The organism is Pseudomonas sp. WS 5079 (assembly GCF_012985465.1).
Classification (GTDB): domain Bacteria; phylum Pseudomonadota; class Gammaproteobacteria; order Pseudomonadales; family Pseudomonadaceae; genus Aquipseudomonas.
This window is the reverse complement of sequence record NZ_JAAQWN010000002.1, coordinates 89,067-114,685: the sequence shown is the minus strand read 5'-3', so window position 1 is coordinate 114,685 and position 25,619 is coordinate 89,067. Positions and strand designations below refer to the sequence as shown.

At 61.6% G+C, this 25,619-nt stretch carries 18 protein-coding genes; 3 read left to right on the top strand and 15 right to left on the bottom strand.

The genetic code is table 11. The annotated features are described in order from the left end of the window. Positions 1-83: 83 nt before the first annotated feature. On the bottom strand, positions 84-1,052 hold the full coding sequence (locus HBO05_RS04990; protein WP_172311935.1) for a FecR domain-containing protein: 969 nt from the start codon (positions 1,050-1,052) through the stop codon (positions 84-86). A gap of 3 nt (positions 1,053-1,055) precedes the next feature. Beyond that, positions 1,056-1,580, bottom strand: a complete 525-nt coding sequence (locus HBO05_RS04985; RefSeq protein WP_172311933.1) for a sigma-70 family RNA polymerase sigma factor — start codon at positions 1,578-1,580, stop codon at positions 1,056-1,058. 291 nt (positions 1,581-1,871) lie between these two features. On the opposite strand from HBO05_RS04985, the gene nadA reads away from it, so the two are divergent. Then, positions 1,872-2,930 carry a quinolinate synthase NadA gene (nadA, locus tag HBO05_RS04980; RefSeq protein ID WP_172311931.1) on the top strand — a complete coding sequence of 353 codons (1,059 nt, stop codon included), beginning with the start codon at positions 1,872-1,874 and terminating at the stop codon, positions 2,928-2,930. A gap of 73 nt (positions 2,931-3,003) precedes the next feature. Here nadA and HBO05_RS04975 read toward each other — a convergent pair whose 3' ends face one another. The 6 genes from HBO05_RS04975 to gcvH form a co-directional block, all read right to left on the bottom strand. Then, positions 3,004-3,492, bottom strand: coding sequence for an RDD family protein (locus HBO05_RS04975; protein ID WP_029300279.1), 489 nt, complete (start codon positions 3,490-3,492; stop codon positions 3,004-3,006). A gap of 96 nt (positions 3,493-3,588) precedes the next feature. Continuing rightward, positions 3,589-3,801 (bottom strand): cold-shock protein, encoded by a 213-nt coding sequence (locus HBO05_RS04970; RefSeq protein WP_004887993.1) that lies wholly within the window; start codon positions 3,799-3,801, stop codon positions 3,589-3,591. A gap of 389 nt (positions 3,802-4,190) precedes the next feature. Next, positions 4,191-5,315: a glycine cleavage system aminomethyltransferase GcvT gene (gene gcvT, locus HBO05_RS04965; protein ID WP_172311929.1), complete on the bottom strand. Its 1,125-nt coding sequence runs from the start codon at positions 5,313-5,315 to the stop codon at positions 4,191-4,193. Positions 5,316-5,354: 39 nt separating this feature from the next. Continuing rightward, positions 5,355-6,731, bottom strand: a complete 1,377-nt coding sequence (locus tag HBO05_RS04960) for an L-serine ammonia-lyase (protein ID WP_172311927.1) — start codon at positions 6,729-6,731, stop codon at positions 5,355-5,357. 199 nt (positions 6,732-6,930) lie between these two features. Continuing rightward, positions 6,931-9,780: an aminomethyl-transferring glycine dehydrogenase gene (gene gcvP / locus HBO05_RS04955; RefSeq protein ID WP_170041905.1), complete on the bottom strand. Its 2,850-nt coding sequence runs from the start codon at positions 9,778-9,780 to the stop codon at positions 6,931-6,933. 10 nt (positions 9,781-9,790) lie between these two features. Next, complete coding sequence (gene gcvH, locus HBO05_RS04950; RefSeq protein WP_169954682.1) at positions 9,791-10,174, bottom strand: glycine cleavage system protein GcvH; 384 nt, start codon at positions 10,172-10,174, stop codon at positions 9,791-9,793. Positions 10,175-10,528: 354 nt separating this feature from the next. On the opposite strand from gcvH, the gene HBO05_RS04945 reads away from it, so the two are divergent. Further along, positions 10,529-15,199 carry a hypothetical protein gene (locus tag HBO05_RS04945; protein WP_172311925.1) on the top strand — a complete coding sequence of 1,557 codons (4,671 nt, stop codon included), beginning with the start codon at positions 10,529-10,531 and terminating at the stop codon, positions 15,197-15,199. Here HBO05_RS04945 and HBO05_RS04940 read toward each other — a convergent pair whose 3' ends face one another. The 6 genes from HBO05_RS04940 to arcD (HBO05_RS04915) form a co-directional block, all read right to left on the bottom strand. Next, positions 15,200-16,708: a sigma-54-dependent transcriptional regulator gene (locus HBO05_RS04940; RefSeq protein ID WP_169954684.1), complete on the bottom strand. Its 1,509-nt coding sequence runs from the start codon at positions 16,706-16,708 to the stop codon at positions 15,200-15,202. A 185-nt stretch (positions 16,709-16,893) separates the two neighbouring features. Then, a complete protein-coding gene (locus tag HBO05_RS04935) occupies positions 16,894-17,256 on the bottom strand; it encodes a DUF5064 family protein (protein WP_169954685.1) in 363 nt (120 codons plus the stop codon). A gap of 60 nt (positions 17,257-17,316) precedes the next feature. Continuing rightward, positions 17,317-18,246 carry a carbamate kinase gene (gene arcC / locus HBO05_RS04930; protein WP_170041908.1) on the bottom strand — a complete coding sequence of 310 codons (930 nt, stop codon included), beginning with the start codon at positions 18,244-18,246 and terminating at the stop codon, positions 17,317-17,319. Positions 18,247-18,446: 200 nt separating this feature from the next. Next, entirely contained in the window at positions 18,447-19,457 is a 1,011-nt protein-coding gene (locus HBO05_RS04925) for an ornithine carbamoyltransferase (protein ID WP_038442811.1), read from the bottom strand. A 69-nt stretch (positions 19,458-19,526) separates the two neighbouring features. Further along, a complete protein-coding gene (gene arcA, locus HBO05_RS04920; RefSeq protein WP_169954687.1) occupies positions 19,527-20,783 on the bottom strand; it encodes an arginine deiminase in 1,257 nt (418 codons plus the stop codon). 34 nt (positions 20,784-20,817) lie between these two features. Continuing rightward, positions 20,818-22,245 (bottom strand): arginine-ornithine antiporter, encoded by a 1,428-nt coding sequence (arcD, locus tag HBO05_RS04915; RefSeq protein ID WP_169954688.1) that lies wholly within the window; start codon positions 22,243-22,245, stop codon positions 20,818-20,820. Positions 22,246-22,693: 448 nt separating this feature from the next. Between arcD (HBO05_RS04915) and arcD (HBO05_RS04910) the strand changes: the two genes are divergently transcribed. Continuing rightward, entirely contained in the window at positions 22,694-24,121 is a 1,428-nt protein-coding gene (gene arcD / locus HBO05_RS04910) for an arginine-ornithine antiporter (protein WP_169954689.1), read from the top strand. Between the two features lie 134 nt (positions 24,122-24,255). On the opposite strand, the gene HBO05_RS04905 is transcribed toward arcD (HBO05_RS04910), so the two are convergent. Next, positions 24,256-25,602, bottom strand: coding sequence for a CoA transferase (locus HBO05_RS04905; protein WP_172311923.1), 1,347 nt, complete (start codon positions 25,600-25,602; stop codon positions 24,256-24,258). Positions 25,603-25,619 lie beyond the last annotated feature (17 nt).

The window sequence follows — 25,619 nt, the reverse complement described above, 5'->3', positions numbered from 1 at the left end:
ATCCTTTTGGGGGTGGCATCAAGCCATCGTCACTAGCTAAATCGAATGAGAATGAAAATCAGGAAGTGCCGGTATAAAAATATCTAGCGTGGCTTCACGGTGGTCCAGCCAGGAAACGTCTGCTCCATGCGAATCGGCAATACGCCTTCAAGCATGGCCAGGACCTGATCGGTATCGTGCAACGGGAACGTGCCCATGACTCGCAGGTGTGCGAGGCCAGGGTCGAGCCCCAGGTGCCCGCGACGGTAGTCGGCCAGCTCCTCGATAAACTGTGGCAAGGGCATGTCTTGCGCCAGCAGGATCCCTTTGCTCCATGACTCGCGCCCGGGTTGCGCAGGCTCGGGAGGCGTGGTGCCGTGGCTGTCGAATGACAGCCCTTCGCCGGCCTTGGCCACGCGGGTGTGATGGCTTGCGGCGCAACGAACCTGCACCGCCCCCTCATAGACATTGAGCTGGGTCCGCGCAGCCCGTTCGCGCACACTGAACCTGGTACCCAGGGGGGACAGGCTGCCCTGGGCGGTGTGCACGATAAACGGGCGCGGGTCGCTTCCGGTCACGATCAGGACTTCACCTTCGTACAAGCGCAGGCTGCGTTGTGAGGTGCTTAGCGCAACATCCAGCGCGGTGGCGCTGTTGAGCCAGATACGCGAGCCGTCGGCCAGGGTCCGTTCGAGGATTTCCCCGGTGCTTGTGCGATAACCTGCCTGCCAGGCCAGGAGCTGTTCGGTCAGTGCCGCGTGGCGCCAGGCAAGCCCACCCAGCAACAGCCCGCCGCTGATGACCGACAGGGTGCGCAGCACCTGGCGTCGCGAAGTGGGGGTGTGATGCAGGGCCTGCAATGTGCGGCTGGCCGTCTCCCTGTCGTCCTGCAACGGGGCGAAGCGCTGGCTGACCCGTTCCACATAGCGCCAGGCCTGGCGATGGCTGTCACTGCGGTCGAGCCATTGCTGCCAGGCGTGCTGCTGCGCCAGGTTGTGCGGCTCGCTGCTCAGACGGGCGAACCAGTCGGCGGCTTCCTGCAGGGTTTGATGGTCAGGTGTGGGGGCCGGCATCGATCAGCTCAATGCCTCGTCCAGTTCCGCTTCCAGCAACAGGCACTGGAACATGGCCTGGGACATGTAATGGGTGACGGTGCGGGCGCTGACGCCCAATTGTTCGGCGATGGCCTGGTAACTCAGGCCTTGCAGTTGCGCCAGCATAAAGGCCTGGGCGACGTTGCGCGGCAGGCGCTCGAGCATTGCCTGCACCTGCTGCAGGGCCTCCAGCACCATGGCCCGGTGTTCTTCCGACGGCATGCAGTGTTCGGGGCGGCTGGCCAATACCTCCAGCCAGGCCCGCTCGACCCGCTGGCGCCGCCAGAAGTCTACGCACACATGTCGGGAAATCGCACTCAGGTACGCCCGTGCGTGCCCCTCGCTATTAAAGGCTCTGGGTTTGACCAGCAGCCGCACGAACACATCGTGGGCCAACTCGGCGGCGTCGCTGGTATTGCCCAGTTTCTTGTGCAGCCAGGCGCGCACCCAGCCGTGGTGCTCTTGATAGAGCCAGCCGACATCGGAAGGATCAGGAGATTGAGGCATGCCGCGAGCGCACTCCGTCATCAGGTTCAGCGCCTGGATGAGCTAATGGTAATTATTCTCAATGCTACCCTTTGTCGAGGTTTCTTCACAACTGGCGCAAGTGGGTCTTTTCCATGGCACCGCCAATCCCAGATTAGGCTTTTGAATCCAATCGATATTCTGTAGCCTTGCGCAGCTTCACTTTAACCCGTGCTTGATGAACACAATCACTTCGTCCGGCGGCGCCCGAAGGGCTCCAGAGCCGGTGGTACACTCGACTTTCGCGCAACTGCGCCTGTAGGTCTTGCGAACATGACGCAAATTTCCGAACGCCTTCTGGTCCAAGCCCACCTCGATGCCAAGCAACCCAAGGTGCTCAGTGCCGAGCAAGAGGCAAGCTTACGTTCTGCCATTGCTGCCGAGCTAAAGGCTCAAGACGCGGTGCTGGTGGCGCACTTTTACTGCGACCCGGTGATTCAGGCCCTGGCCGAAGAAACCGGCGGTTGTGTTTCCGACTCCCTGGAGATGGCCCGCTTCGGCGCCGCCCACCCGGCCAAGACCGTGCTGGTCGCTGGCGTGCGCTTCATGGGCGAGACGGCGAAAATCCTCACCCCTGAAAAACGCATCCTGATGCCCACCCTGGAAGCCACGTGCTCCCTGGATCTTGGCTGCCCGGTGGAAGATTTCTCGGCGTTCTGCGACCAGCATCCGGAGCGCACCGTGGTGGTGTATGCCAACACGTCGGCGGCGGTCAAGGCCCGTGCCGATTGGGTGGTGACCTCCAGTTGCGCCCTGGAAATCGTCGAAAGCCTGATGGATAACGGCGAGACCATTATCTGGGGCCCGGACAAGCACCTGGGCACCTATATCCAGCGCCAGACCGGTGCCGACATGCTGCTGTGGGACGGTGCCTGCATCGTCCACGAAGAGTTCAAGTCCAAGCAGTTGGAAGACATGAAGGCGCTGTACCCGGATGCCGCGATCCTGGTGCACCCGGAGTCACCGACCTCGGTCATCGAGTTGGCCGACGCAGTGGGGTCCACCAGCCAGTTGATCGCGGCGGCGCAGCGCTTGCCGAACAAGACGTTTATCGTCGCCACCGACCGTGGCATTTTCTACAAAATGCAGCAGCTGTGCCCGGACAAGGTGTTTGTCGAAGCGCCAACCGCCGGTAACGGCGCGGCGTGCCGCAGTTGCGCGCACTGCCCGTGGATGGCGATGAATACCCTGGAGCGCACGTTGCAATGCCTGCGTGAAGGCAGCAACGAGATCTTTGTCGAACCCTCGTTGATCCCCCATGCCGTGCGCCCGCTCAAGCGCATGCTGGACTTTACCCAGGCGGCACGCCTGAAGCTGGCGGGCAACGCCTGATCCACGGTTGGTGCAGTAAAAAATGTGGGAGCGGGCTTGCCCGCTCCCACATTTGGATCTCATTAGCCTGGGGCTATTTCTTTTTCTTCGGGATCCGCACTAGTTGCGTGTCGGAATAGATGTCATGCCAGGCCCGCTGTTTCTTGTCCACCAGCGACCAGATAAACCCCAGCCCTGCGCATAACCACGATGCAATCGACACCACAAAACGCAACAGCGCCTGCCACAGGCTGATGCGCGAGCCGTCCGCGTTCTGCACGCGTACGCCCCACACTTGCATACCCAACGTCTGCCCGGAATGGGTCCAGAACTTGGCAAAGAAACCAAACAGTACAAAAAACAGAATCGTCGACAGCAGCGGATCACCGTCCAGCGCACCGGATTCCGAGAGCGTGCGCATTTTTGCTTCACCCACAAAGGCGATCCACACCAGCTTATAGAGGAAGGCAGTGACGATCAGCAGGGCGGTACATAACAGGAAGTCATAGAACATCGCTGCCAGACGACGGCCCAGGCCAACGGCGGGGAATTCGCCTTGGGGGCTCAGCAGGTGTTTCGACATGGCTCGGCTCTCTGGAGGAAAAAAGCCATTTTACGGACAAACGCACATAAAAAAGCCTCTGATGTCACCACCAGAGGCTTTTTGTCGCAGTAAGGATCAGCCTTCTGCTTGTACTTCGTCAGCCTGCATGCCTTTTTGGCCCTGCACAGCGATGAAGGTCACTTTCTGGCCTTCTTTCAGGCTCTTGAAGCCGTTGCCTTGGATAGCGCGGAAATGCACGAACAGGTCCGCACCGCTTTCTGGAGTGATAAAACCAAACCCTTTCTCGTCGTTAAACCACTTGACGGTACCGCTCTGACGTTCAGCCATTTTCTTATTTCCTTGACGCTAAAAATTAATGACAGCCCCTTTCACCTGAAAGAGTACTGGGCTGGGTTGCAGGAAAGTAAGAGACGTCGAACGGGTTGTAGCGAACTTTGGCTACTGCCCAGGTCCAGGTTCCAAGCGACCCATGCAAACACAGTGAGCAAACTCTACGACAACTAAGGCGGAAAAAACAAGCCCTCTGCAAGCCGCGTATTTACTCGCCTTCATGACACTTCAGCCAACTATTGTCGGGCTGTGTTATTCGATAGCGTGGATCACTTGTTATAGGTTAATCGACATAACATTGACTATCGTCAGTGCACTGTTTTATGGCGGTTGCGTTACAGATTAGTGCAAATGAACACAACCGCGTTACTTATAGGAACAGTCAATCAGCCACGGTAGTAACGTTGTGGCACGAATGGCGTTTTACTTACACGAAGTGGCACCTTTTTCCCACGCACCAGCGCTGAGACTTCGCAATCCAGCGCGGTAAAGGCCGTGTCGAGGTAGCCCATGGCGAGCGGGCCGCCGAGGCTGGGGCCAAAGCCGCCGCTGCACACGCTGCCGATTACGGTGCCGTGTTCGTCGACAATTTCTGCACCTTCACGCACCGGCGTACGTTCCTGGGGCAGCAGGCCGACGCGCTTGCGGCTGACGCCGGTCTGCTGCTGAGTGAAGATCCGGTCTGCGCCCGGGAAACCGCCGGCACGCGCGCCGTCGGCACGACGCACCTTGGAAATCGCCCACAGCAGGCTGGCCTCAATCGGCGTGGTCTCGGTGTTCATATCGTGGCCATACAGGCACAGGCCGGCTTCCAGGCGCAGGGAGTCGCGGGCGCCCAGGCCAATGGCTTCAACTTCGGCTTCGGCCAGCAGGCTGCGGGCCAGGCTCTCGGCGTTGGCCGCAGGTACCGAGATTTCAAAGCCGTCTTCGCCGGTATAGCCGGAACGGCTGACGTAGCACTCCACCCCCAGCAGGCGCAGGGGCGCAAATTGCATAAAGGTCATCTTGGTCACTTCCGGTGCCAGGCGCGCCAGCACCTTGACTGCCGCCGGGCCTTGCAGGGCCAGCAGGGCGCGTTCTTCAAACAGCGGCTCGATCTGGCATTGCTCGCCCAGATGCTGACGCAGGTGCGCCAGGTCCTGATCCTTGCAGGCGGCGTTGACCACCAGAAACAGCTCGTCGTTACCCAGGTTGGCGACCATCAGGTCATCGAGGATACCGCTCTGATCGTTGGTGAACATGGCGTAGCGCTGCATGCCCACGGGCAGGTCGATGATATCCACCGGCACCAGGGTTTCCAGGGCCTTGGCGGCGTTGGCACCGGTCAGGCGGATCTGGCCCATGTGCGACACATCAAACAACCCGGCCTGCTCACGGGTGTGCTGGTGTTCTTTCATCACGCCCAGGGGATATTGCACCGGCATGTCATAGCCGGCGAACGGCACCATGCGCGCGCCCAGTTCAAGATGCAGGGCGTGCAGCGGGGTTTTCAACAGGGTTTGGGTGGACATATTCAGCTCCTGAAAAACGTGCTGGCGCATTTATAAGCATCAGCACTCGATAATGTTGACGGCCAAACCGCCACGGGCGGTTTCCTTGTATTTGCTTTTCATATCGGCGCCGGTCTGGCGCATGGTGCGGATCACCTTGTCGAGGGACACGAAGTGCTGCCCGTCGCCGCGCAATGCCATGCGCACCGCATTGATCGCCTTCACCGAGCCCATGGCGTTGCGCTCGATGCAGGGCACCTGCACCAAACCGCCAATCGGGTCGCAGGTCAGGCCGAGGTTGTGCTCCATGCCGATTTCAGCGGCGTTTTCCACCTGGGAAACCGTGCCGCCCAGCACTTCGCACAAGGCCCCGGCGGCCATGGAACAGGCCACGCCCACTTCACCCTGGCAGCCGACCTCGGCCCCGGAGATCGAGGCGTTTTCTTTGTAGAGGATGCCGATGGCCGCGGCGGTGAGCAGGAAGCGCACCACGCCGTCTTCATTGGCACCGGGAATAAAGCGCATGTAGTAATGCAACACCGCTGGCACGATCCCGGCGGCACCGTTGGTGGGCGCCGTGACCACGCGCCCGCCGTTGGCGTTTTCTTCATTGACCGCCAGGGCATACAGGTTGACCCAGTCCAGCACCGACAGCGGGTCGCGCAGCGCCGACTCCGGGTTCTTGCACAGTTGGCGATGCAGCGCGGCCGCACGGCGCTTGACCTTCAAGCCTCCGGGCAGGATGCCTTCATTGCGGCAACCGGCAGCCACGCAATCCTGCATGACCTGCCAGATCTTCAGCAGGCCGCTGCGGGTCTCGGCTTCCGGGCGCCAGGCGCTTTCGTTGGTCAGCATCACCTGGCTGATGGACAGCCCATACGTGGTGCAATGGCCGAGCAAATCCTTGGCGTGCTTGAAGGGGAAGGTCAGGGGCGTGGCATCTTCGACGATCCGGTCGGCGCCGGCGGCGTCTTCATCCACCACAAAACCGCCGCCCACCGAGTAGTACTCGCGGCTGCGAATCTGGATGCCGGCGGCGTCAAACGCACGAAAGATCATGCCGTTGGGGTGATAGGCGAGGGGTTTGCGAATCATCGCCAGGTGTTCTTTCTCGTTGAACGCAATGCTGTGTTCACCGAGCAGGTTCAAGCGACCGTCGCTGCGCATCTGTGCCAGGCGCGCGGCCACGGTTTCAGTGTTCACGGTGTCCGGGTGTTCGCCTTCCAGGCCCAGCAACACGGCCTTGTCGCTGCCGTGGCCTTTGCCGGTGGCACCCAGAGATCCGTAGAGCTCCACCTTGATGCTGGCGGTGGCGTCCAGCAGGTTATCGCGCTTGAGGCCCTCGACGAATCGGGCGGCGGCACGCATCGGGCCGACGGTGTGAGAGCTTGAGGGGCCGATGCCAATCTTGAACAGGTCGAACACGCTTAAAGACATGAGTTGTTCTCCGGTTTCTTATTATTGGGCGCAGATTTTCGGTTGTACCCGATCCCTGTGGGAGCTGGGCTTGTCGGGTCGCCGCATCGCCGCGATAGCGGTGGGTCAGGCAACGTTTCTGTTACTGATACACCACTATCGCGGCGATGCGGCGACCCGACAAGCCAGCTCCCACATTGACCGCGTTCTACCGCTCAGGTTACGCGTAGCTCTCGATCGAGGGGCACGCACACACCAGGTTGCGATCGCCAAACACGTTGTCGACCCGGCCCACCGGCGGCCAGTACTTGCCTTCGATCAGCGACGCTACCGGATACACCGCTTGTTCACGGCTGTACGGATGGCTCCATTCACCGACGATTTCAGCTGCGGTGTGCGGAGCGTTTTTCAGCGGGTTGTCGTCCTTGTCCAAGGTGCCGTTTTCCACTGCGCGGATCTCTTCGCGGATGGCGATCATGGCGTCGCAGAAGCGGTCCAGTTCTTCCTTGGATTCGCTTTCGGTCGGCTCGATCATCAAGGTGCCAGCCACCGGGAACGACATGGTCGGCGCATGGAACCCAAAGTCGATCAGGCGCTTGGCCACGTCATCCACGCTGATGCCGCTGCTGTCCTTGAGTGGGCGCAGGTCCAGGATGCATTCGTGGGCCACCAGGCCGTTGCTGCCGGTGTACAGCACCGGGTAGTGCTCTTCCAGGCGACGGGAAATGTAGTTGGCATTGAGGATCGCCAACTGCGAAGCGCGCTTTAGGCCCGCGCCGCCCATCATGCTGATGTACATCCAGGTGATCGGCAGGATGCTCGCGCTGCCGAACGGTGCTGCACACACCGCACCTTCCTTGCGCTGCATGGCCGCGTGGCCGGGCAGGAATGGCGTGAGGTGCGACTTGACGCCAATCGGGCCCACACCCGGGCCGCCACCGCCATGGGGGATGCAGAAGGTCTTGTGCAGGTTCAGGTGCGACACGTCGCCGCCGAACTTGCCCGGGGCACACAGGCCGACCATGGCGTTCATGTTGGCGCCGTCGATATACACCTGGCCGCCGTTGTCATGGATGATCCCGCAGATTTCGCGGATGCCTTCCTCGAACACGCCGTGGGTCGACGGGTAGGTGATCATCAGCGCGGCGAGGTGCTCGCGGTGCTCGATGGCCTTGGCGCGCAGGTCTTCGATGTCCACGTTGCCCCGGGCGTCGCAGGCGGTGACGACCACACGCATGCCGGCCATGTTGGCGGTGGCCGGGTTGGTGCCGTGGGCCGACGAAGGAATCAGGCAGATATCGCGACGTTCATCGCCACGGCTCTGGTGATAGGCACGGATGGCCAAGAGGCCTGCGTACTCGCCTTGGGAGCCGGCGTTCGGTTGCAAGGAGATCGCGTCGTAACCGGTGGCCGCGCAAAGCATGGCTTCCAGTTCTCTGGTCAGTTGCAGGTAGCCGGCGCTTTGCTCGGCCGGGGCGAACGGGTGCAGGGCGCCGAACTCGGCCCAGGTCACCGGGATCATTTCACTGGCGGCGTTGAGCTTCATGGTGCACGAGCCCAGCGGGATCATGGTGCGATCCAGCGCCAGGTCCTTGTCGGCCAGCTTGCGCAGGTAGCGCATCAGCTCGGTTTCCGAGTGATAACGGTTGAACACCGGATGGCTGAGGATCGGCGACTGGCGCAGCAATGCGGCAGGCAGGGTGCTGTCGACGCTGGCTGCAAGGGCGGCGAAGTCCGGTAGGGCTTTGCCGCCTGCGAACACGCTCCACAGGGTTTCGATGTCGGCCTGGGTGGTGGTTTCGTCCACCGACAGGCCCAGGCGCGCCGCGTCCACGACGCGCAGGTTGATGCGCTGCGCACGGGCCTGGTCGTGCAGGGCAGCAGTGTTGGCGCCGGTGGCCAGGGTCAGGGTGTCGAAGAAGGTCTCTTGTTCAACCTTGAGGCCCAGCGCGGTCAAGCCACTGGCCAGGATCGCGGCCAGGTGATGAATGCGCGTGGCGATCTGCACCAGGCCTTTGGGGCCGTGGTACACCGCGTACATGCTGGCGATGTTGGCCAGCAGTACCTGGGCGGTGCAGATGTTACTGGTAGCCTTCTCGCGGCGGATATGTTGCTCGCGGGTCTGCATGGCCAGGCGCAGGGCCGGCTTGCCGAAACGGTCTACGGACACACCGACCAGACGCCCCGGCATATCGCGCTTGAACGCGTCCTTGGTGGAGAAGTAAGCGGCGTGCGGGCCACCAAAGCCCAGCGGCACGCCGAAGCGTTGCGCACTGCCGATGGCCACGTCGGCGCCGAACTCACCCGGTGGGGTCAGCAGGGTCAGGGCCAGCAGGTCCGCGGCCACGGCCACCAGGGCGTTGGCGGCGTGGAAGCGTTCGGTCAGTTCGCGGTAGTCGAACACGTCACCGTTGCTGGCCGGGTATTGCAGCAGCGCGCCGAAGAACGGGCTGACGTCGGTCAGTTCACGCTCATCGCCCACCACCACGTCGATGCCCAACGGCTCGGCACGGGTGCGCAGCACGTCGAGGGTCTGTGGGTGGCTGTGCACCGACGCGAAGAACGCGTTGCTGCCCTTGTTCTTGCTCAGGCGCTTGCAGAAGGTCATGGCTTCGGCGGCAGCGGTGGCTTCGTCGAGCAGGGAGGCGTTGGCGATCGGCAGGCCGGTGAGGTCGCTGATCAGGGTCTGGAAGTTCAGCAGCGCTTCCAGGCGACCCTGGGAAATTTCCGGCTGGTACGGCGTGTAGGCGGTGTACCAGGCCGGGTTTTCCAGGAGGTTGCGCAGGATCGGCGACGGTGTGTGGCAGTTGTAGTAGCCCTGGCCGATGTAAGTCTTGAACAGTTGGTTCTTGGCGGCGATGGCCTTGATCGAGGCCAGGGCATCGGCTTCGCTCAGGCCATCGCTAAGGCCGAGCACGGCGGTGCCCTTGATGCTTTCCGGGATCACGCTGGCGCTCAGGGCTTCGAGGGAATCAAAGCCCAGGGTCGCGAGCATCTGCTGCTCGTCATCCTGGCGCGGGCCGATATGGCGGGCGATAAACTCGTTGGCGGTGCTCAAATTAACGGTCATGGCGCGCTCCTCAAGCTTGGGCGTTGGCTTTGATCAGGCGGTCGTATGCGTCCTGATCCAACAGCTTAGCTACCGCAGTGGCATCAGCCGGTTTAAAGCGGAAGAACCAGCCTTCGCCCATCGGGTCTTCGTTGACCAACTCCGGGCTGTCGCTGAGCTTGTCGTTCACTTCCAGCACTTCGCCGGTCAGGGGCATGTACACGCCGCTGGCAGCCTTGACCGACTCCACGGTGGAGGCTTCGGCACCCTGGTCGTAGGCCTTCAGCTCAGGCAATTGCACGTACACCACATCGCCCAGGGCGTTTTGCGCGAACGCGGTAATACCCACGGTGACGCTGCCGTCGGCTTCGGCGCGCAGCCATTCGTGATCTTCAGTAAAACGCAATTCGCTCATGGAAACTCCTCAGGGCCAGAATCGTCTGGTGGACGGGATTAGAATGGGAAAGTCCTTAGCAAAAACGCGGCCAATATAATTTTATTGTTATAAATCAGATAGTTGTGATGAATCTAAAAACATTTGCTCAACCGTCATGTAGCGAATTCGCTACAGATCGACGGCGGAAAAAAAGCCTATCTGGATCAAAGCCTTGCATAGCGAAGGCCGATCAGTGGTGTATTGAAAACGTTCCGGTGTAGCGTTTTCGCTACGATAAGTTCCCCCGTGGCTAACGCCAGGAGACTTATGCAGCGCACAGTGCAGTAGAGAGCGGCGTATTTTTTGCCCTTCCCGACGATCAGGACGCGCAGCATGAGCAATTCAATTGAGGCCAATCAGGGCATTTCACAACTACAGGCTTCCCGCGACTTTCTCGCGCACCTGTTCGCCCAGCGCCCGACATTGGCGCAAGTGGCCGAGTCGATGATCCAGGAATGGATCAACGACCAATTCAGTGACAGCGGTTTGCAGGCCGGCAGCACCTGGATCGGTTTAAGGCAGCCGTCCCAGGCCAGTGGCGTCAGCTATGCCCAGCTCAGCACCTTGAGCGACGCCCTGATCCGGCGCTGCATGAGCCGCGACGTGCCAAGTTATGTGCCAGGTCAGCATTGCGTGCTGGTCAGCTCGGTAACCCAGGGCCTTGTCCCGTTCATTGGCGCTGTTTCGGTCAATGATGTCGCGATCATGCTCAACACCCTGGCGCCCGAATTGCCCGATGGTTTTAACGCGAGGCTGTTGGCCTATTGGAACGCCCATGTTCCAGGCGACACAGCTTTGAGTCGTTGGGGGGCGGTCGCCAAGCAGCTGCGCGAGTGCCTGCTCAGCGCCCGGCAGAACCCGCCGCTGACGAAGGAGCAAGGCCAAAAGCTCCTGGGCCTGGGCGACGGGCCGCAAGAACTCTGGGGGTACCAGGCGGATCGCCAGGCGCTGGGCGGGGTCCACGTGCTGCGGATTTATCAAGTGTATGCGGGGCAGGATGGGCTGCCGGGCGAATGGCTGCCGCTATTGGTCTTGCAGCGCGAGGTGGCGCAGCACCAGGTCAACCTGGTCTATGTGCCGGCGATGAGCGTGCTCAAGCTCAGTACGTTGGATGAGTTGGGCAACCTGCTGCCACGCTACATGAGCCACTACAGCCCCGGCCTGCTTGTCAGATGGGGGCTCCGGGAGCCCCAGGGCGATGCCTTCGATGCGCAGGCCCAGGCCTTGCTGGAGCGCCAGCTCAGGGCGCTGAAGCGTGTCGACTGGTCGGCATTGCCCGATGTCGACAGCTACAAGCGCCTGCTGCACAAGCTCACTGCGCCCGAGGTCTGGTTCGAGGCCGATTATGTCCAGCCGCCCCACGAAGAGCAGTTGCCAGTGTGGTTGCAGGCGGCCAGCAGCGCTGATCGGCACACTTACGGCCAATGGCTGGAGCGCCTGGCGCACCTGCACAAGCGTACGGGTGGCGCGTCGTTCCTCGATGGCCTGGACCCGATTGACGTGTTTGCGCGCAAAGCGCTGCAACGCCAGATGCGCCTGGATTACCCGCAACATGCGGCAATCAACCCGGATGATTACCTGCTGACGTTTGAACGCACCCAGGGTGCAACGGTGGGCTGGACGCAACGCAGCACCAGGACCTTGACCTCCTGGGCCCTGGAAAACCCCTTCGCCACCCCCTACGCCAGTGTGCAGATCAGCCACCAGGCCGGGCCAGGCGTTGTGCCCGCCAGGTGGATGCAGCCGGCGTACCTGAAAAAACTCATCGAAACGGTCGATGTGGGCCTGCACTACCCGGCGCTGCTCAAGCAGGCGTTGCTGGTGGACCCGCTAGAGTCGGCACGGCGCCGGCGCCTGTTTGTCGAGCAGATGGCGCTACAGTTGCCCCTGCGGGCCCTTGAAAACAGCCTGCGCCGGCGCAACGGGTTTACCCCAGCAGGCGCAGCGGTGGTACTCGCACTGCTGCAGGACGATCCGCTGCAGCGCACAGTCGGCAACCAAGTCATCGTCGCCCGGCCCCTGGCGTTCCTGACCCATGCCGGTGGCGCCGTGCACAAGGCCCGCAACCTGTTTGTGCTCGGTGCGCGGGATAACGGTGAATTGCCCCATATCCTGTATCGGCCCGATCAGGCCGAGGCGGCCCTGCAACAGTTTGCCAGCCGCCAGGCGCTGCTCGACGAGATCGCGCGACCCGGCAGTGATTTGCAGGCGCTAGTGCTTGAGCGTCTGCCTGACAAGAGCCGGGCGTTGTTCGGCAACGGTGGATTTCTCAGCCCTCATGTGCAGCGTTTTCTACAGGGGGACGAGTACGCCGTGCCGGCCCCCTCCAGCCCGGCGTTGCTCAGTGACGAGTGCGTGCCGGGGGTGTTCCTGGAGGCGGTTTTCGATGACAACGCCAAGAGCCTGTGGCAGGCCGCCGAACAGCGCGCAACCTCGGTCGAGGCGCTGCGCTGGACGCTGTTCAAGAACAACCTATGGCAGATATTCAATGCCCTGCTGCCAATGCTCAGAGGGTCGGTGGCGGTGGCGGGGTGGTTGGCCCAGGTGTATGGCAGTTTTCGTGCGGTGTTGGCGTTGCCGGCCGGGGCCAGCCAGGAAGAATCGGCCACTACCCTGGCCGAATTGCTCGGCAGCCTCGCAGGTTTGCTACTGAGCCCAGTCGTCAGCCTTGATCAACGCTTACGGCTGAGCGAGTTCCGGTCGGCGCCCATCCAGACCTCCACGGCCCATGTTCAGCAAACGCTGTCGGCCTCTGCCTGGCAGCGTTCGCGGGCGGATGTGACGGGTATGGATTTGTCCTGGGCCAACTCGCGGCTGCGTCTCGACGCGGCGCAGCAGGCACAACTGGCAACCTTTCGCTGGTCGCCCGGGCGCCGCGAGCAGTGGCCGGCGACCCCTGCGATCAACTCGCCGGACAGTCCCGTACGGGGCCGAGTCGCGGTGCTGCGCGCCGACGCAACCGTCAGCCATGAAGACTACATGCTGCTGGACAGCAAGCTGTATGGGGTCAGGCAGGTTGAGGGGCGCTGGCGCATCATCGACCTACGAGCCCCCCAGCGCGTCGGCCCCTGGCTGCGCAAGGATGCACACGGGGTGTGGAACGTCGACCTGGGCCTGCAATTGCTCGGCGGCCATCCAAAGCTTTCGGCGGCCGCCCGACGCGCCAATATCCAGCGCCAGAACCAGATGTTTGAGCACCATTATCAGGAGACCACGGCGCGCCTGCTTGAGGCTGAAAGTGCCGTGGCAGCCAGCGAAGAGCACTTTAAAGAGGCACACGAGGGCAGCCCGGAAAAACTCTTTGATCAGTCCCTGCAGGACCTGCGCAACCATTACCTGGGCGACCTGGAGAAACTCAGCCGGGCGCAGTTCGACAAGCTGGACGCGTTACTTGCAAAAAACGCCAACAAACCCGTGGAGCGCTTCGAACCGGAGAGGATCCTGCAACTGGAAGATCTGGTCGAAAACCTGCGGGTGCGCATGGCAGTGCTGGTCACCAACCGCGCCACCGAGGTGCTGCCTGCCGAGCGCCGTAGCCAGTTGCATGAGCAACTGGACCATGAAGATGTGGCCGTGGTTCAGGCAGCCCACCACTCGCTCGTTCAGGCTACGCAGACGATCATTGGCTACAACGAAAAGCTGATCGATTTGAGCATCCTGGAACGCAACAACTATGCCCGGCTGACCGAGGTGCCCGGGTATGAATCACGCGCTGATGCGTTGCAGCCCTCGACGCTGGGCACGCCGCTGGACTGGAAGTCCGTACAACTGAAGGCATTGGGTGGGGTGATCCTGCGCCGGCCGCCGCTGCCGGAGGAGTATGACGATTTCATCCGCATCGGGACCCTGATCGACGAGACGATCCAATCGGTGCAGTCGCAAAAAACCTTGCAAGACGCCAGCTCACTGAGTGTGCAGCAACGCATCGACGGGTATGAGGCGATTCTGTTCGAGTACGACACCACCCAGGCCTCCCTGCGCGACTTTGGTGATATGGCTTCTGACCTGCTGTATGAGGGCAGCGTCGAACGCTTGCACAAAATGCTCAACGCCATGGAGCACGAGGCCCGCGGCTCCCTGGCGACGTTGCTGCGCGAGCGCGAACAGGCCCCCGCGTCCAGGCCCAGGCCTGCGGTGGGTAGCGGCAAGCGCCTGATCCGTGACCGCAAGAGCCGGTACCTGGTGGGCCAGGTGCGTGCGCGTACGCCGGAGTTGAACGAGGACATTGTCGATGTTATCAACCCGGTTGACCAAAGCGTGGTGGCGAGCTTTCGCCAGACCCCTGGCCTGGATGAGTTTGAGTCGATCACCGAGGCCAGCGCCCCGCCTGCGCGCGCGGTGCGCTCCCTGGAGCGGCTCAAGGACGATGGGCGCAAACTGCTGGACAGGCAGGCGAGCGTGCTGGAGCAGGCCCGCAACGAGGCGCGTATTTCCAGCCTGCCCGCCAGCGTCGAGGCCCGGCTGTTGCGGCATGCCGGCAAAATCAGCACGGTGGCCGACAAGATCCGCAAAGCCCTGGAGCAAGAGAAAACCGCTGCTGTCGCACAGCCTCTGCTCAAGGAACTGGGGCAGGCCGCCAGCCGCCTGGTGGAGCATGGCCGGTTGATCCGGATCGAAATGGTCAAGCGCCTGGCGCCGGATGAAGAGGGGATTGCCTACCTCAAGAGTCAGAATGAGGTGCAGATCCTACCGATAGTGGGGCGCATTGCGCTCAAGCGCGAGCATGACTTTTTGCAGGAGTATGTGGTCAAGGACAAGGCGGGCAGGGTGTTGGCTTACGCCCATTTTCACTACCGCACTCCCGGGGCGGCCAATGCGGATTTCACTGCCGGCCATCTCAAGCGTCCGGAACAACGCTTTATGAGTTTTAGAGGCCTGGCCGACAAGACCGACAGCGACGTGATCGCCATCTACTATTCACGCCTGAGCGCGGCCATGGCCCAGCAGCTGTTTTTCAGCGCAACCGGGGCGGTGATCCAGCGTGGGCGCCGGGTTTTTTGGTGATCATGGCTTGCCGGGGATGCCGTACTTGCGCAATCGATGGGCGATAGCGGTGTGAGACGTCTGTAGGCGGTTGGCCAACTGGCGTGTCGAGGGATAGGTGGTATAGAGCTTTTCCAGGAGGCTGCGCTCAAAGTCCTCCACTGCCTGCTCCAGGCTGTCCACTTCGCCGTCGCTCTGGCGGGCGACCGAGGTGCCGGCGATATCCAGGTCGCCAATGTCCACCAGGTTGCTTTCGCAAATGGCGGCGGCGCGGAAGATCACGTTCTGCAACTGGCGCACGTTACCCGGCCAGCGGTTGCCCAGCAGCGCCGGGTAAGTGCCCGGCGCCAGGCGGCAGACCGGGCGCTGGATCTGCGCGCAGGCCTGCTGCATGAAGTAGCGGGCCAGCAGCAGGATGTCCTGGCCGCGTTCGCGCAGGGGCGGCACTTCCACATTCAGCACATTGAGGCGGTAGAACAGATCTTCGCGGAAGGTGCCTTCGCTGACCATTTTCTCCAGGTCGCGGTGGGTGGCGCTGAGGATGCGCACATTGACCTTGACCTCGCGGTCGCCGCCGACCCGGCGAAAGCTGCCGTCATTGAGAAAACGCAGGAGCTTGGCCTGCAAGTACGGCGACATCTCGCCAATCTCGTCGAGAAATACCGTGCCCTGGTTGGCCAGCTCCATCAGCCCCGGCTTGCCGCCGCGCTGGGCCCCGGTAAAGGCGCCGGGGGCGTAGCCGAACAGCTCGCTCTCGGCGAGGTTTTCCGGGAGTGCCGCGCAGTTCAGCGCCAGGAACGGTGAGCTGTGGCGCGCACTGATGGCATGGCAGGCGCGGGCCACCAGCTCTTTGCCGGTGCCGGTCTCGCCCTGGATCAACAGCGGGGCGTCGAGGGCCGCCACTCGTTGCGCACGGGTCTTGAGGGTGCGGATCGCCGGCGACTCGCCCAAAAGTGCGTCGAAACCTTCGGCATGGTCATGGTGCAGCGCCGAAAGTCGCTCGCCGATACGGTTGGGTTGGTACAACGTCAGCAGCGCGCCGGCATCGGTGATCGGTGTGGCGTCCAGCAATAAGGTCTGGCCGTTGACGCTGATCTCGCGCAGGGGCAGGCGAAAGCCATGTTCGAGCAAGGCTTCCAGCAGCGCCGGATCCTCAAACAGCTCGGCGATGCTTTCGCCAGCCGGCTCGCGACCATAGAGGGCGATCAGCGCCGGGTTGGCCAGCAGCACCTTGCCGGCACTGTCCAGGGCCAGGACCGGGTCGGTCATGGCCGCCAGCAGGGCGTCGAGTTGCAGGTGACGGCGCTGGCCGGGAAGGATATCCACCACCGTCACCGCCTGTACGCCCTGCACACTGAACAGCGCATCGCGCAACTCTTCCAGCACCTCCACGCTCAGGGTCGGCGCGTCGATGTAGACGTTGGGCGGGATCATCTCCACCGCATCCAGGTTGAGATTGCGCCCACCGAGCAAGGCCAGGACTTCCTGGGTGATGCCGACGCGGTCGATGAAGCTGACGTGGATACGCATGGGGTGGATGTTGATTCTGCAATGCGGAGGGTGGCCAGTATGCCTGAGCGGGGGTGGAGATCAAAAATGTGGGAGCTGGCTTGCCTGCGATAGCATCATCGAGGGGTGACTGACACACCGAGGTGCCTGCATCGCAGGCAAGCCAGCTCCCACACAAGCCAGCTCCCACATTTGAGCTGTTTTGGTTATTCCAGGTGTTCAGGCTTGATCGGGTCGCCCGGTTTTACATCCAGTTGGTGGCGCACATCCTCGAACATCAGGTCGTACTGTTTATGCATGCCACCGTTGAGCACCGCGGTTTTCGGCATGCCGTATTTCTGCGCGATGTTCATGGCATGGCGGGCAAAGTCGTAGGCCTGGTCCTTGGGCAGGAAGAATTCTTCCTTGAGGTCCTTGCCCTGCACGGAGCCGTGCATTTTGAAGAGCATTCCCTTGCCTTCCTTTGGGTCCTGGCTGACTTCATAGTCGATGCACAGGTCGTAGCTGTGATCCTGGGCATTCAACGCGTGGCGTTCGATATGCAAGTGACCGGGTTCAAAGATGGCCATAGGCGTCTCTCCTTAACAAGGCATTGGAGAAGGGCGGCTGCAACAACCGCCCTGGTGTAGTTATAGGTAGGTGATGCCAGGTTTTGCCGTGCTGATACGGGTGCCGGCGGTGCCCTGGACGATGGCTTCGATGTCCGAGAGTGAACCGATCACTGCGGTTTTGCCAGTGTTGCGGGCGAACTCGCAGGCGGCCTGGACCTTGGGCCCCATGGAGCCGGCGGCGAAGCCAAGTTTTTCCATGTCGTCGGGGTGCGCCTGGCCGATGGCCTTTTGCGTCGGCTTGCCGAAGTCGATAAACGCCGCGTTGACGTCGGTGGCGATCACCAGCAGGTCGGCTTCCAGTTGCTGGGCCAGCAGCGAGGAGCACAGGTCTTTATCGATCACAGCTTCGATACCCTTGAGCTTGCCGTTCTCGTCATACATGGTCGGGATGCCGCCGCCACCTGCGCAGATCACGATGCTGCTTTTTTCCAGCAGCCACTTGATCGGGCGGATTTCAAAGATGCGTTTGGGCCGTGGGCTGGCCACTACCCGGCGATATTTATCGCCATCGGGGGCAATCGCCCAGCCTTTTTCGGCGGCCAGTTTTTCCGCTTCGGCCTTGGAGTAGACCGGGCCGATCGGCTTGGTCGGGTTCTGGAAAGCCGGGTCGTTGGCGTCCACTTCAACCTGGGTCAGCAGGGTGGCGAAAGGCACTTCGAAGTCCAGCAGGTTGCCCAGTTCCTGTTCGATGATGTAGCCGATCATGCCTTCGGTTTCGGCACCCAGCACGTCCAGCGGGTAGGGCGAAACCTGGGTGTAGGCGGCGGCTTGCAGCGACAGCAGGCCGACTTGTGGCCCATTGCCGTGGGCGATCACCAGCTCGTTGCCCGGATGGATCTTGGCAATCTGCTCGGTGGCGATCCGGATATTGGCGCGTTGGTTGTCCGCTGTCATGGGTTCACCACGGCGGAGCAGGGCGTTACCGCCCAGTGCAACGACGATACGCATAATGCAATCCTTCTAGAATTCGGCCTTGTGAACACCGGAGCAAGTGTGGGAGCGGGCTTTATGTGGGAGCTGGCTTGCCTGCGATGGCCTCACCTCGCTATGTCTGGCAGACCGAGGTGACTGCATCGCGGGCAAGCCCGGCTCCCACATAAAACCCGCTCCCACATTGCCCGTGCTACATCAGTGGGAGCGGTGTTGGGTTACAGGTCCGCCAGCGTCGAAACCAGGATCGCCTTGATGGTGTGCATGCGGTTTTCCGCTTGCTCGAAGGCGATGCAGGCCGGGGACTCGAACACGTCGTCGGTCACTTCGATGCCGTTGGCCAGGTGCGGATACTGTTCGGCAATCTGTTTGCCGACCTTGGTATCGCTGTTATGGAACGCCGGCAGGCAGTGCATGAACTTGGTGCGTGGGTTGCCGGTGGCTTTCATCAATTGGGCATTGACCTGGTACGGCAGCAGTTGCTCGATACGCTCGGCCCAGGCTTCCACAGGCTCGCCCATGGAGACCCAGACGTCGGTGTGGATAAAGTCCACGCCCTTGACCGCGGCTTTCGGGTCTTCGGTGAGGGTGATGCGTGCACCGCTTTCTTCTGCGTATTTTTTGCAGCGACCCACCAGGTCATCGTGGGGCCACAGGGCCTTTGGTGCGCAGATGCGTACGTCCATGCCCAGCTTGGCGCCGACCAGCAGCAGCGAGTTGCCCATGTTGTTGCGGGCGTCGCCCAGGTAGGCGTAGCTGATGTCGTGGATCGGCTTGTCAGCGTGTTCACGCATGGTCAACACGTCGGCGATCATCTGGGTTGGGTGGTACTCATCGGTCAGGCCGTTGAACACCGGGACCCCGGCGAACTTCGCCAGTTCTTCGACGATTTCCTGCTTGAAGCCACGGTATTCAATGGCGTCGTACATGCGCCCGAGTACGCGGGCGGTGTCTTTCATGCTTTCTTTGTGGCCGATCTGCGACGAGTTCGGGTCGATGTAGGTAACGTTGGCGCCCTGGTCATAGGCCGCGACTTCGAAGGCACATCGGGTGCGGGTCGAGGTTTTCTCGAAGATCAGCGCGATGTTGTTGCCCTTGAGGTGCTGCTGCTCGGTGCCGGTGTACTTGGCGCGCTTGAGGTCGCGGGACAGGTCCAGCAGGTAGCGCAGTTCGCGCGGGGTGTGGTGTTCCAGGCTCAGCAGGTTACGGTTGTGGATGTTGAACGCCATGATGATTCTCCTTGGATTCGGTAATCGGCCCGTGCGGCATCGGGTGGATGCCGCCGGGGAGATGGTCGTTTAGTAGTCGATAGGGTCGCGGATGATCGGGCAGGTCATGCAGTGGCCGCCGCCCCGGCCCCGGCCCAGTTCGCCGGCGCTGATGGTGATGACTTCCACACCGGCCTTGCGCAGCAGGGTGTTGGTGTAGGTGTTGCGGTCGTAACCGATCACCACGCCAGGTTCCACGGCCACCACGTTGTTGCCGTCGTCCCACTGTTCGCGTTCGGCGGCGAAGCTGTTGCCGCCGGTTTCCACCACACGCAGGGCCTTGAGGCCCAGCGCTGCGGCCACGGTGTCGAGGAAGTTGGTTTTCTCGCGGTGGATATCGATGCCGTGGGGCTTGCTCTCGTCAGGGCGCAGGGTGAAGGCGACGATCTGGTTCACTACTTCGGGGAAGATGGTTACCAGGTCGCGGTCGCAGAAGCTGAACACGGTGTCCAGGTGCATCGCGGCGCGGGACTTGGGCAGGCCGGCAACGATGACTTTTTCCACGGCCTTGTTCTTGAACAGGTTGCGCGCCAGTTGGCCGATGGCCTGGTGGGAGGAGCGCTCGCCCATGCCGATCAACACCACGCCGTTGCCAATTGGCATCACGTCGCCGCCTTCCAGGGTGGCTGCACCGTGCTCCTGGTCAGGGTCGCCGTACCAGATCTGGAAGTCGGCGTTGGTGAACTCTGGGTGGAACTTGTAGATGGCGGTGGTCAGCAGGGTTTCCTGGCGTCGCGCCGGCCAGTACATCGGGTTGAGCGTCACGCCACCGTAGATCCAGCAGGTGGTGTCGCGGGTGAACTGGGTGTTGGGCAGCGGTGGCAGGATAAAGCTTGAGTGGCCGAGGAAGTCGCGGAACATCTCGATGGTCTTGCCACCGAAGCTGCTTGGCAGGTCGTCGGCGGATACACCACCGATCAGGAACTCGGCGATCTTGCGCGGCTCCAGGCTTTTGAGCCACGAGCCGACTTCATCGACCAGGCCCAGGCCAACCGTGTTGGCGGTGATCTTGCGCTCCAGGATCCAGTCCAGCGCTTCGGGGATGGCGACAATCTCGGTCAACAGGTTGTGCATTTCCAGCACATCGATATCGCGCTCGCGCATCTTGGTAACGAAGTCGAAATGGTCGCGCTTGGCCTGGGCCACCCAGAGCACGTCATCGAAGAGCAGTTCGTCGCAATTGTTGGGGGTCAGCCGCTGATGGGCCAGACCTGGGGAACACACCATGACTTTGCGCAGTTTGCCGGCTTCGGAATGTACGCCGTACTTAACTTTTTCCGTGGTCATTACAGATCCTCCAGTGAACAAAAAGATTCAGGTGTTACAGGGTCAGGAAGCCGTCGTAGAGCCCATAGGCCGCCACCAGGGCGCCAATGACCACTGCGGCGAAAATCAGCTTCTCGACGTTGGTGAAAATCGGTTTGCCCAGTTCACGCTTGGCCTTGGCGAACAGGATCGCGCCGGGGGCGTAGAGCAGGGCGGAGAGCAGCAGGTATTTGGTGCCACCGGCATACAGCAGCCAGACCGCGTAGATCAGGGCAATGGAGCCGATGAACAGGTCTTTCTTGCGCTCGGCCAGGGCCGCCTCGTAGGTCTCGCCGCGTACCGCCAGCAACAGCGCGTAGGCTGCCGACCACAGGTAGGGCACCAGGATCATCGAGGTGGCGAGATAGATCAGCGACAGGTAGGTACTGGCGGAAAACAGCGTGATCACCAGGAAGATCTGGACCATGGCGTTGGTCAGCCACAGGGCGTTGACCGGCACATGGTTGGCGTTTTCCTTACGCAGGAACTCCGGCATGGTGTGGTCTTTGGCGGCGGCGAACATGATCTCTGCACACAGCAGCACCCACGACAGCAGCGCGCCCAGCAACGAGATGATCAAGCCGACGCTGATCAACACCGCGCCCCAATGGCCGACCACATGCTCCAGCACGGCCGCCATCGACGGGTTCTGCAGCTTGGCCAGTTCCGGTTGGGTCATGATCCCCAGGGACAGCACGTTCACCAGCATCAGGAACAGCAGCACGGTGATAAAGCCGATGACGGTGGCCTTGCCCACGTCCGAACGTTTTTCGGCACGGGACGAGAAGATGCTCGCGCCTTCGATACCGATAAATACCCAGACGGTGACCAGCATCATGTTGCGCACCTGGTTCATCACACTGCCCAGGTCGGGGTTTTTCACGCCCCAGATGTCAGCGGTGAAGATGTCCAGCTTGAACGCGAACAGGGCGATCAACACAAACAGCACCAGCGGCACGACCTTGGCGACCGTGGTCACCAGGTTGATGAATGCGGCTTCCTTGATCCCGCGCAGCACCAAAAAATGCACGGCCCACAACAACACCGACGCGCCAATCACCGCTGCCGGGGTGTTGCCTTCGCCGAAGATGGGGAAGAAGTAACCGAGGGTGCTGAACAACAGCACGAAGTAGCCGACGTTGCCCAGCCAGGCACTGATCCAGTAGCCCCAGGCTGAGGAGAAACCCATGTAGTCGCCAAAACCGGCCTTGGCGTAGGCGTACACGCCGCCGTCCAGGTCAGGTTTACGGTTGGCCAGGGTCTGGAATACAAAGGCCAGGGTCAACATGCCTACGGCAGTGATAACCCAACCAATCAATACCGCACCGACATCGGCGCTGGCGGCCATGTTTTGCGGCAACGAGAAGATCCCGCCGCCAATCATTGAGCCCACAACTAGAGCAACAAGGGCGCCTAATCGAAGTTTTCCGGGGGATTCAGACATTGCGTGACTCCAATGCAGGAGAAGAGAGACCACAGAATAAAACTGTGCGCTATTCAAACAGCTGACTCAGATCACTTCATTGGCACATTCCATTGTGAATTAAAGACTTATGAATAAATGTAGCGGGCGTATAATTGCTCGGATAAGCGCGTCCCAGAGCTTTTATCCGTTCGGGTTAATGCTATATGCCTAAGGCGTGGATGTTTGAAGCTAGCCCGTTTTCGCAAATGTGCAAACTTTTTCAAGAGGCTTTGTCAGATACCCCTCATGGATAAAAGACAAGTGGTATTTAAATTCTAAATTTGCCTAAACTCGACTAACTGAAATGTCATTAAGTTATGAGGCGAGCAGTTTTATTCGCTATAGCTAATAAACGTTGCATGTTTTCGATAAATTAGCCGAGTGCACAGTTGTTAGCTCGATGACGGTTTCATCTGCAGGAGTTTCTATGTCGCAACCGGCACAAAAGCTGCGCCTCAGCGCCCTGGTGGCGTTGGTAGTGGGCTCAATGATTGGCGGCGGGATCTTCTCGTTACCGCAGAACATGGCCGCGCGGGCCGAGGTGGGAGCGATCCTGATCGGTTGGGGCATCACCGCCATTGGCATGCTGACCCTGGCCTTTGTGTTCCAGACCCTGGCCAACCGCAAGCCCAACCTGGATTCGGGTGTGTATGCCTACGCCAAGGCCGGTTTTGGCGACTACATGGGGTTCTCGTCGGCCTGGGGCTATTGGATCAGTGCCTGGATGGGCAACGTCGGTTACTTCGTGCTGCTGTTCAGCACCCTGGGCTATTTTTTCCCGGTGTTTGGCCAGGGCAATACGCCGGTGGCGATCGGCTGCGCGTCGCTGCTGCTGTGGGCCGTGCATTTTCTGGTGATGCGCGGGATCAAGGAGGCCGCGTTTATCAACCAGGTCACCACCGTGGCCAAGATCGTGCCGCTGCTGATGTTTATCGTGATCGCCGCCGTGGCGTTCAAGGCGGATATTTTCACCCGGGATATCTGGGGCCTGGGCAACCCGCAATTTGGTGGGGTGATGGACCAGGTGCGCAACATGATGCTGGTCACCGTGTTTGTGTTTATCGGCATCGAAGGCGCCAGCGTGTACTCGGCGCGCGCGGAAAAACGCTCGGACGTGGGCCGCGCCACGGTGATCGGGTTTGTCGGGGTCTTGGCCCTGCTGGTGCTGGTCAACGTGCTGTCTTTGGGGATCATGAGCCAACCGGAGTTGGCCAACTTGCAGAACCCGTCCTTGGCGGGCGTGCTGGAACATATCGTCGGGCCCTGGGGCGCGATGTTGATCAGTATCGGCCTGGCGGTGTCGCTGCTCGGCGCGTTGCTGTCATGGGCCTTGCTGTGCGCCGAGATTCTCTACGCCACTGCCCATGACAAGACCATGCCGGCCTTCCTGAAAAAGGAAAACGCCAACCGGGTGCCGGTCAATGCGTTGTGGCTGACCAATGTGATGATCCAGCTGTTCCTGGTGATCACGCTGTTTTCGGCCAGCACCTACACCACGCTGATCTACCTGGCGTCGTCGATGATCCTCGTGCCGTATTTATGGTCGGCGGCCTATGCCGTGCTGCTGTGCGGGCGCGGGGAAACCTACGAGGGAGCCCATGGCCAGCGGCTCAAGGACCTGCTGGTGGGGGTGATTGCGCTGGGGTATGCGGTGTGGCTGCTGTATGCCGGCGGCTTGAAATACCTGCTGCTGTCGGCGCTGTTGTATGCCCCAGGGGTGATCCTGTTCGCCCAGGCCAAGCGCGAGCAGGGCCAGCCGTTGTTTACGTTGCTGGAAAAAGGAATTTTCAGTTGCGTGATCGCCGGGGCGAGCCTGGCGGCGTATGGGTTGTACAGCGGGCTGCTGACCTTGTGAAATTGTTGTGCCTGGGCGGACCTCATCGCGGGCAAGCCCGCTCCCACATTTGACCGAGTTGTTTGATCTGCACACGATCAACTGTGGGAGCGGGCTTGTCGGGTCGCCGCATCGCCGCGATGACCCTTTCAAGGTCACCACTGTGCCCGATGCGCGCCCAATTCCCCAGCCGGCAAATCCCATTGCAGCGGAGTCCCGGAAATACTGACCGGCGCCAGCAAACGATGGGCCGGGCCCCAGGCCGTCTGCTCTACCAGCAGCCCCTGATCACCCGGTTCTTCTTCACGCAACGCTGGCTGTTTGTCTTGTCCCGCCTCGATCAACAGCTTCGCCGTACGCGCCAGCGACAGCCGTGCCGAACCCCCATGCCCACTGCTCAAGCGCTCGGCCAAGGCCTGTATCGCACTGGCCGCCATCAGGTAGCCGGTGGCATGGTCCAGTGCCTGCACCGGCAGCGGCACCGGTTTATCTGCCTGTTTGTACAGCATGCCGGCGTGGGCGATGCCGCTGCTCATCTGCACCAGGCTGTCGAAGCCCCGGCGATTGCGCCACGGGCCGCTCCAGCCGTAGGCGTTGAGGCTGACGTCGATCAGGCCGGGGGCAATCTGCTGCAAGGCGCTCGTGTTGTAACCCAGTTGCTCTAGCGCATCTGCCCGATAACCGTGGAACAGAATGTCGGCATCCTTGAGTAAGCTTTCGAACATTTGCCGGTCGCTGGGGTGTTTAAGGTCAAGGCGCGCGCAGCGCTTGCCCAGGGTCATTTCCGGCACGACCCCAGGTTCGTTCCAGTCGGGGGCGTCGATGCGCAAGACGTTGGCGCCAAGGCCGGCGAGAAAACGACTGGCCACGGGGCCGGCCAACACGCGGGTCAGGTCCAGTACCTTGATCCCCGCCAGCGGGCGCGCCACGTTGCCGAGCCAGCGGGTTTTGCCGGCCGTGTCGAAGCGTTTTCGCGCCAGCAACGGTTCCTGATTGACCGCCAACCCCTGGGGATGGGCTTGCCACTCCTGCCAGGTGCGCATCTGTGCGGCGCAGCCGGCCTCGTCGACAATCGCCTGCTCAAGCTCGGCAGCGCTCCATGGGGCGACCTTGAGCGTCATCGCCGCCCGGTCCGCGACCTGTCCCAACACACGCTCGGCAGCCGCGCGGTGGTGAGGGGCGTTGGTGTGCAGGCGAATCCAGCCGTCGGCGCAGGCGTAGTCGCCGGCAATCGGGTCCCACAACGGCGGCACGCTCCAGCCCTGTGGGCGCAGGGAACTGGAGAACCAGAAGGAGGCCAGGCGCCGGTCCACGCTGACCAGGGGCAGGCGCCCGGTCTGTTGTTCCAGCAACCGGGCTAGGGCCTGGGCGGCGGCACCCATGCTGGCGCAAGCCAACTCGGTGACGGCGAAAGCTGAGGGCAAGGCGCCGGCCTCGGCGGTCGCCAGCGGTGTGGGCGGCAGATCGAGTGCATGCTGGATCGAGGTGAGCAGATCAGTCATCAAAGGCCCTCCATAAG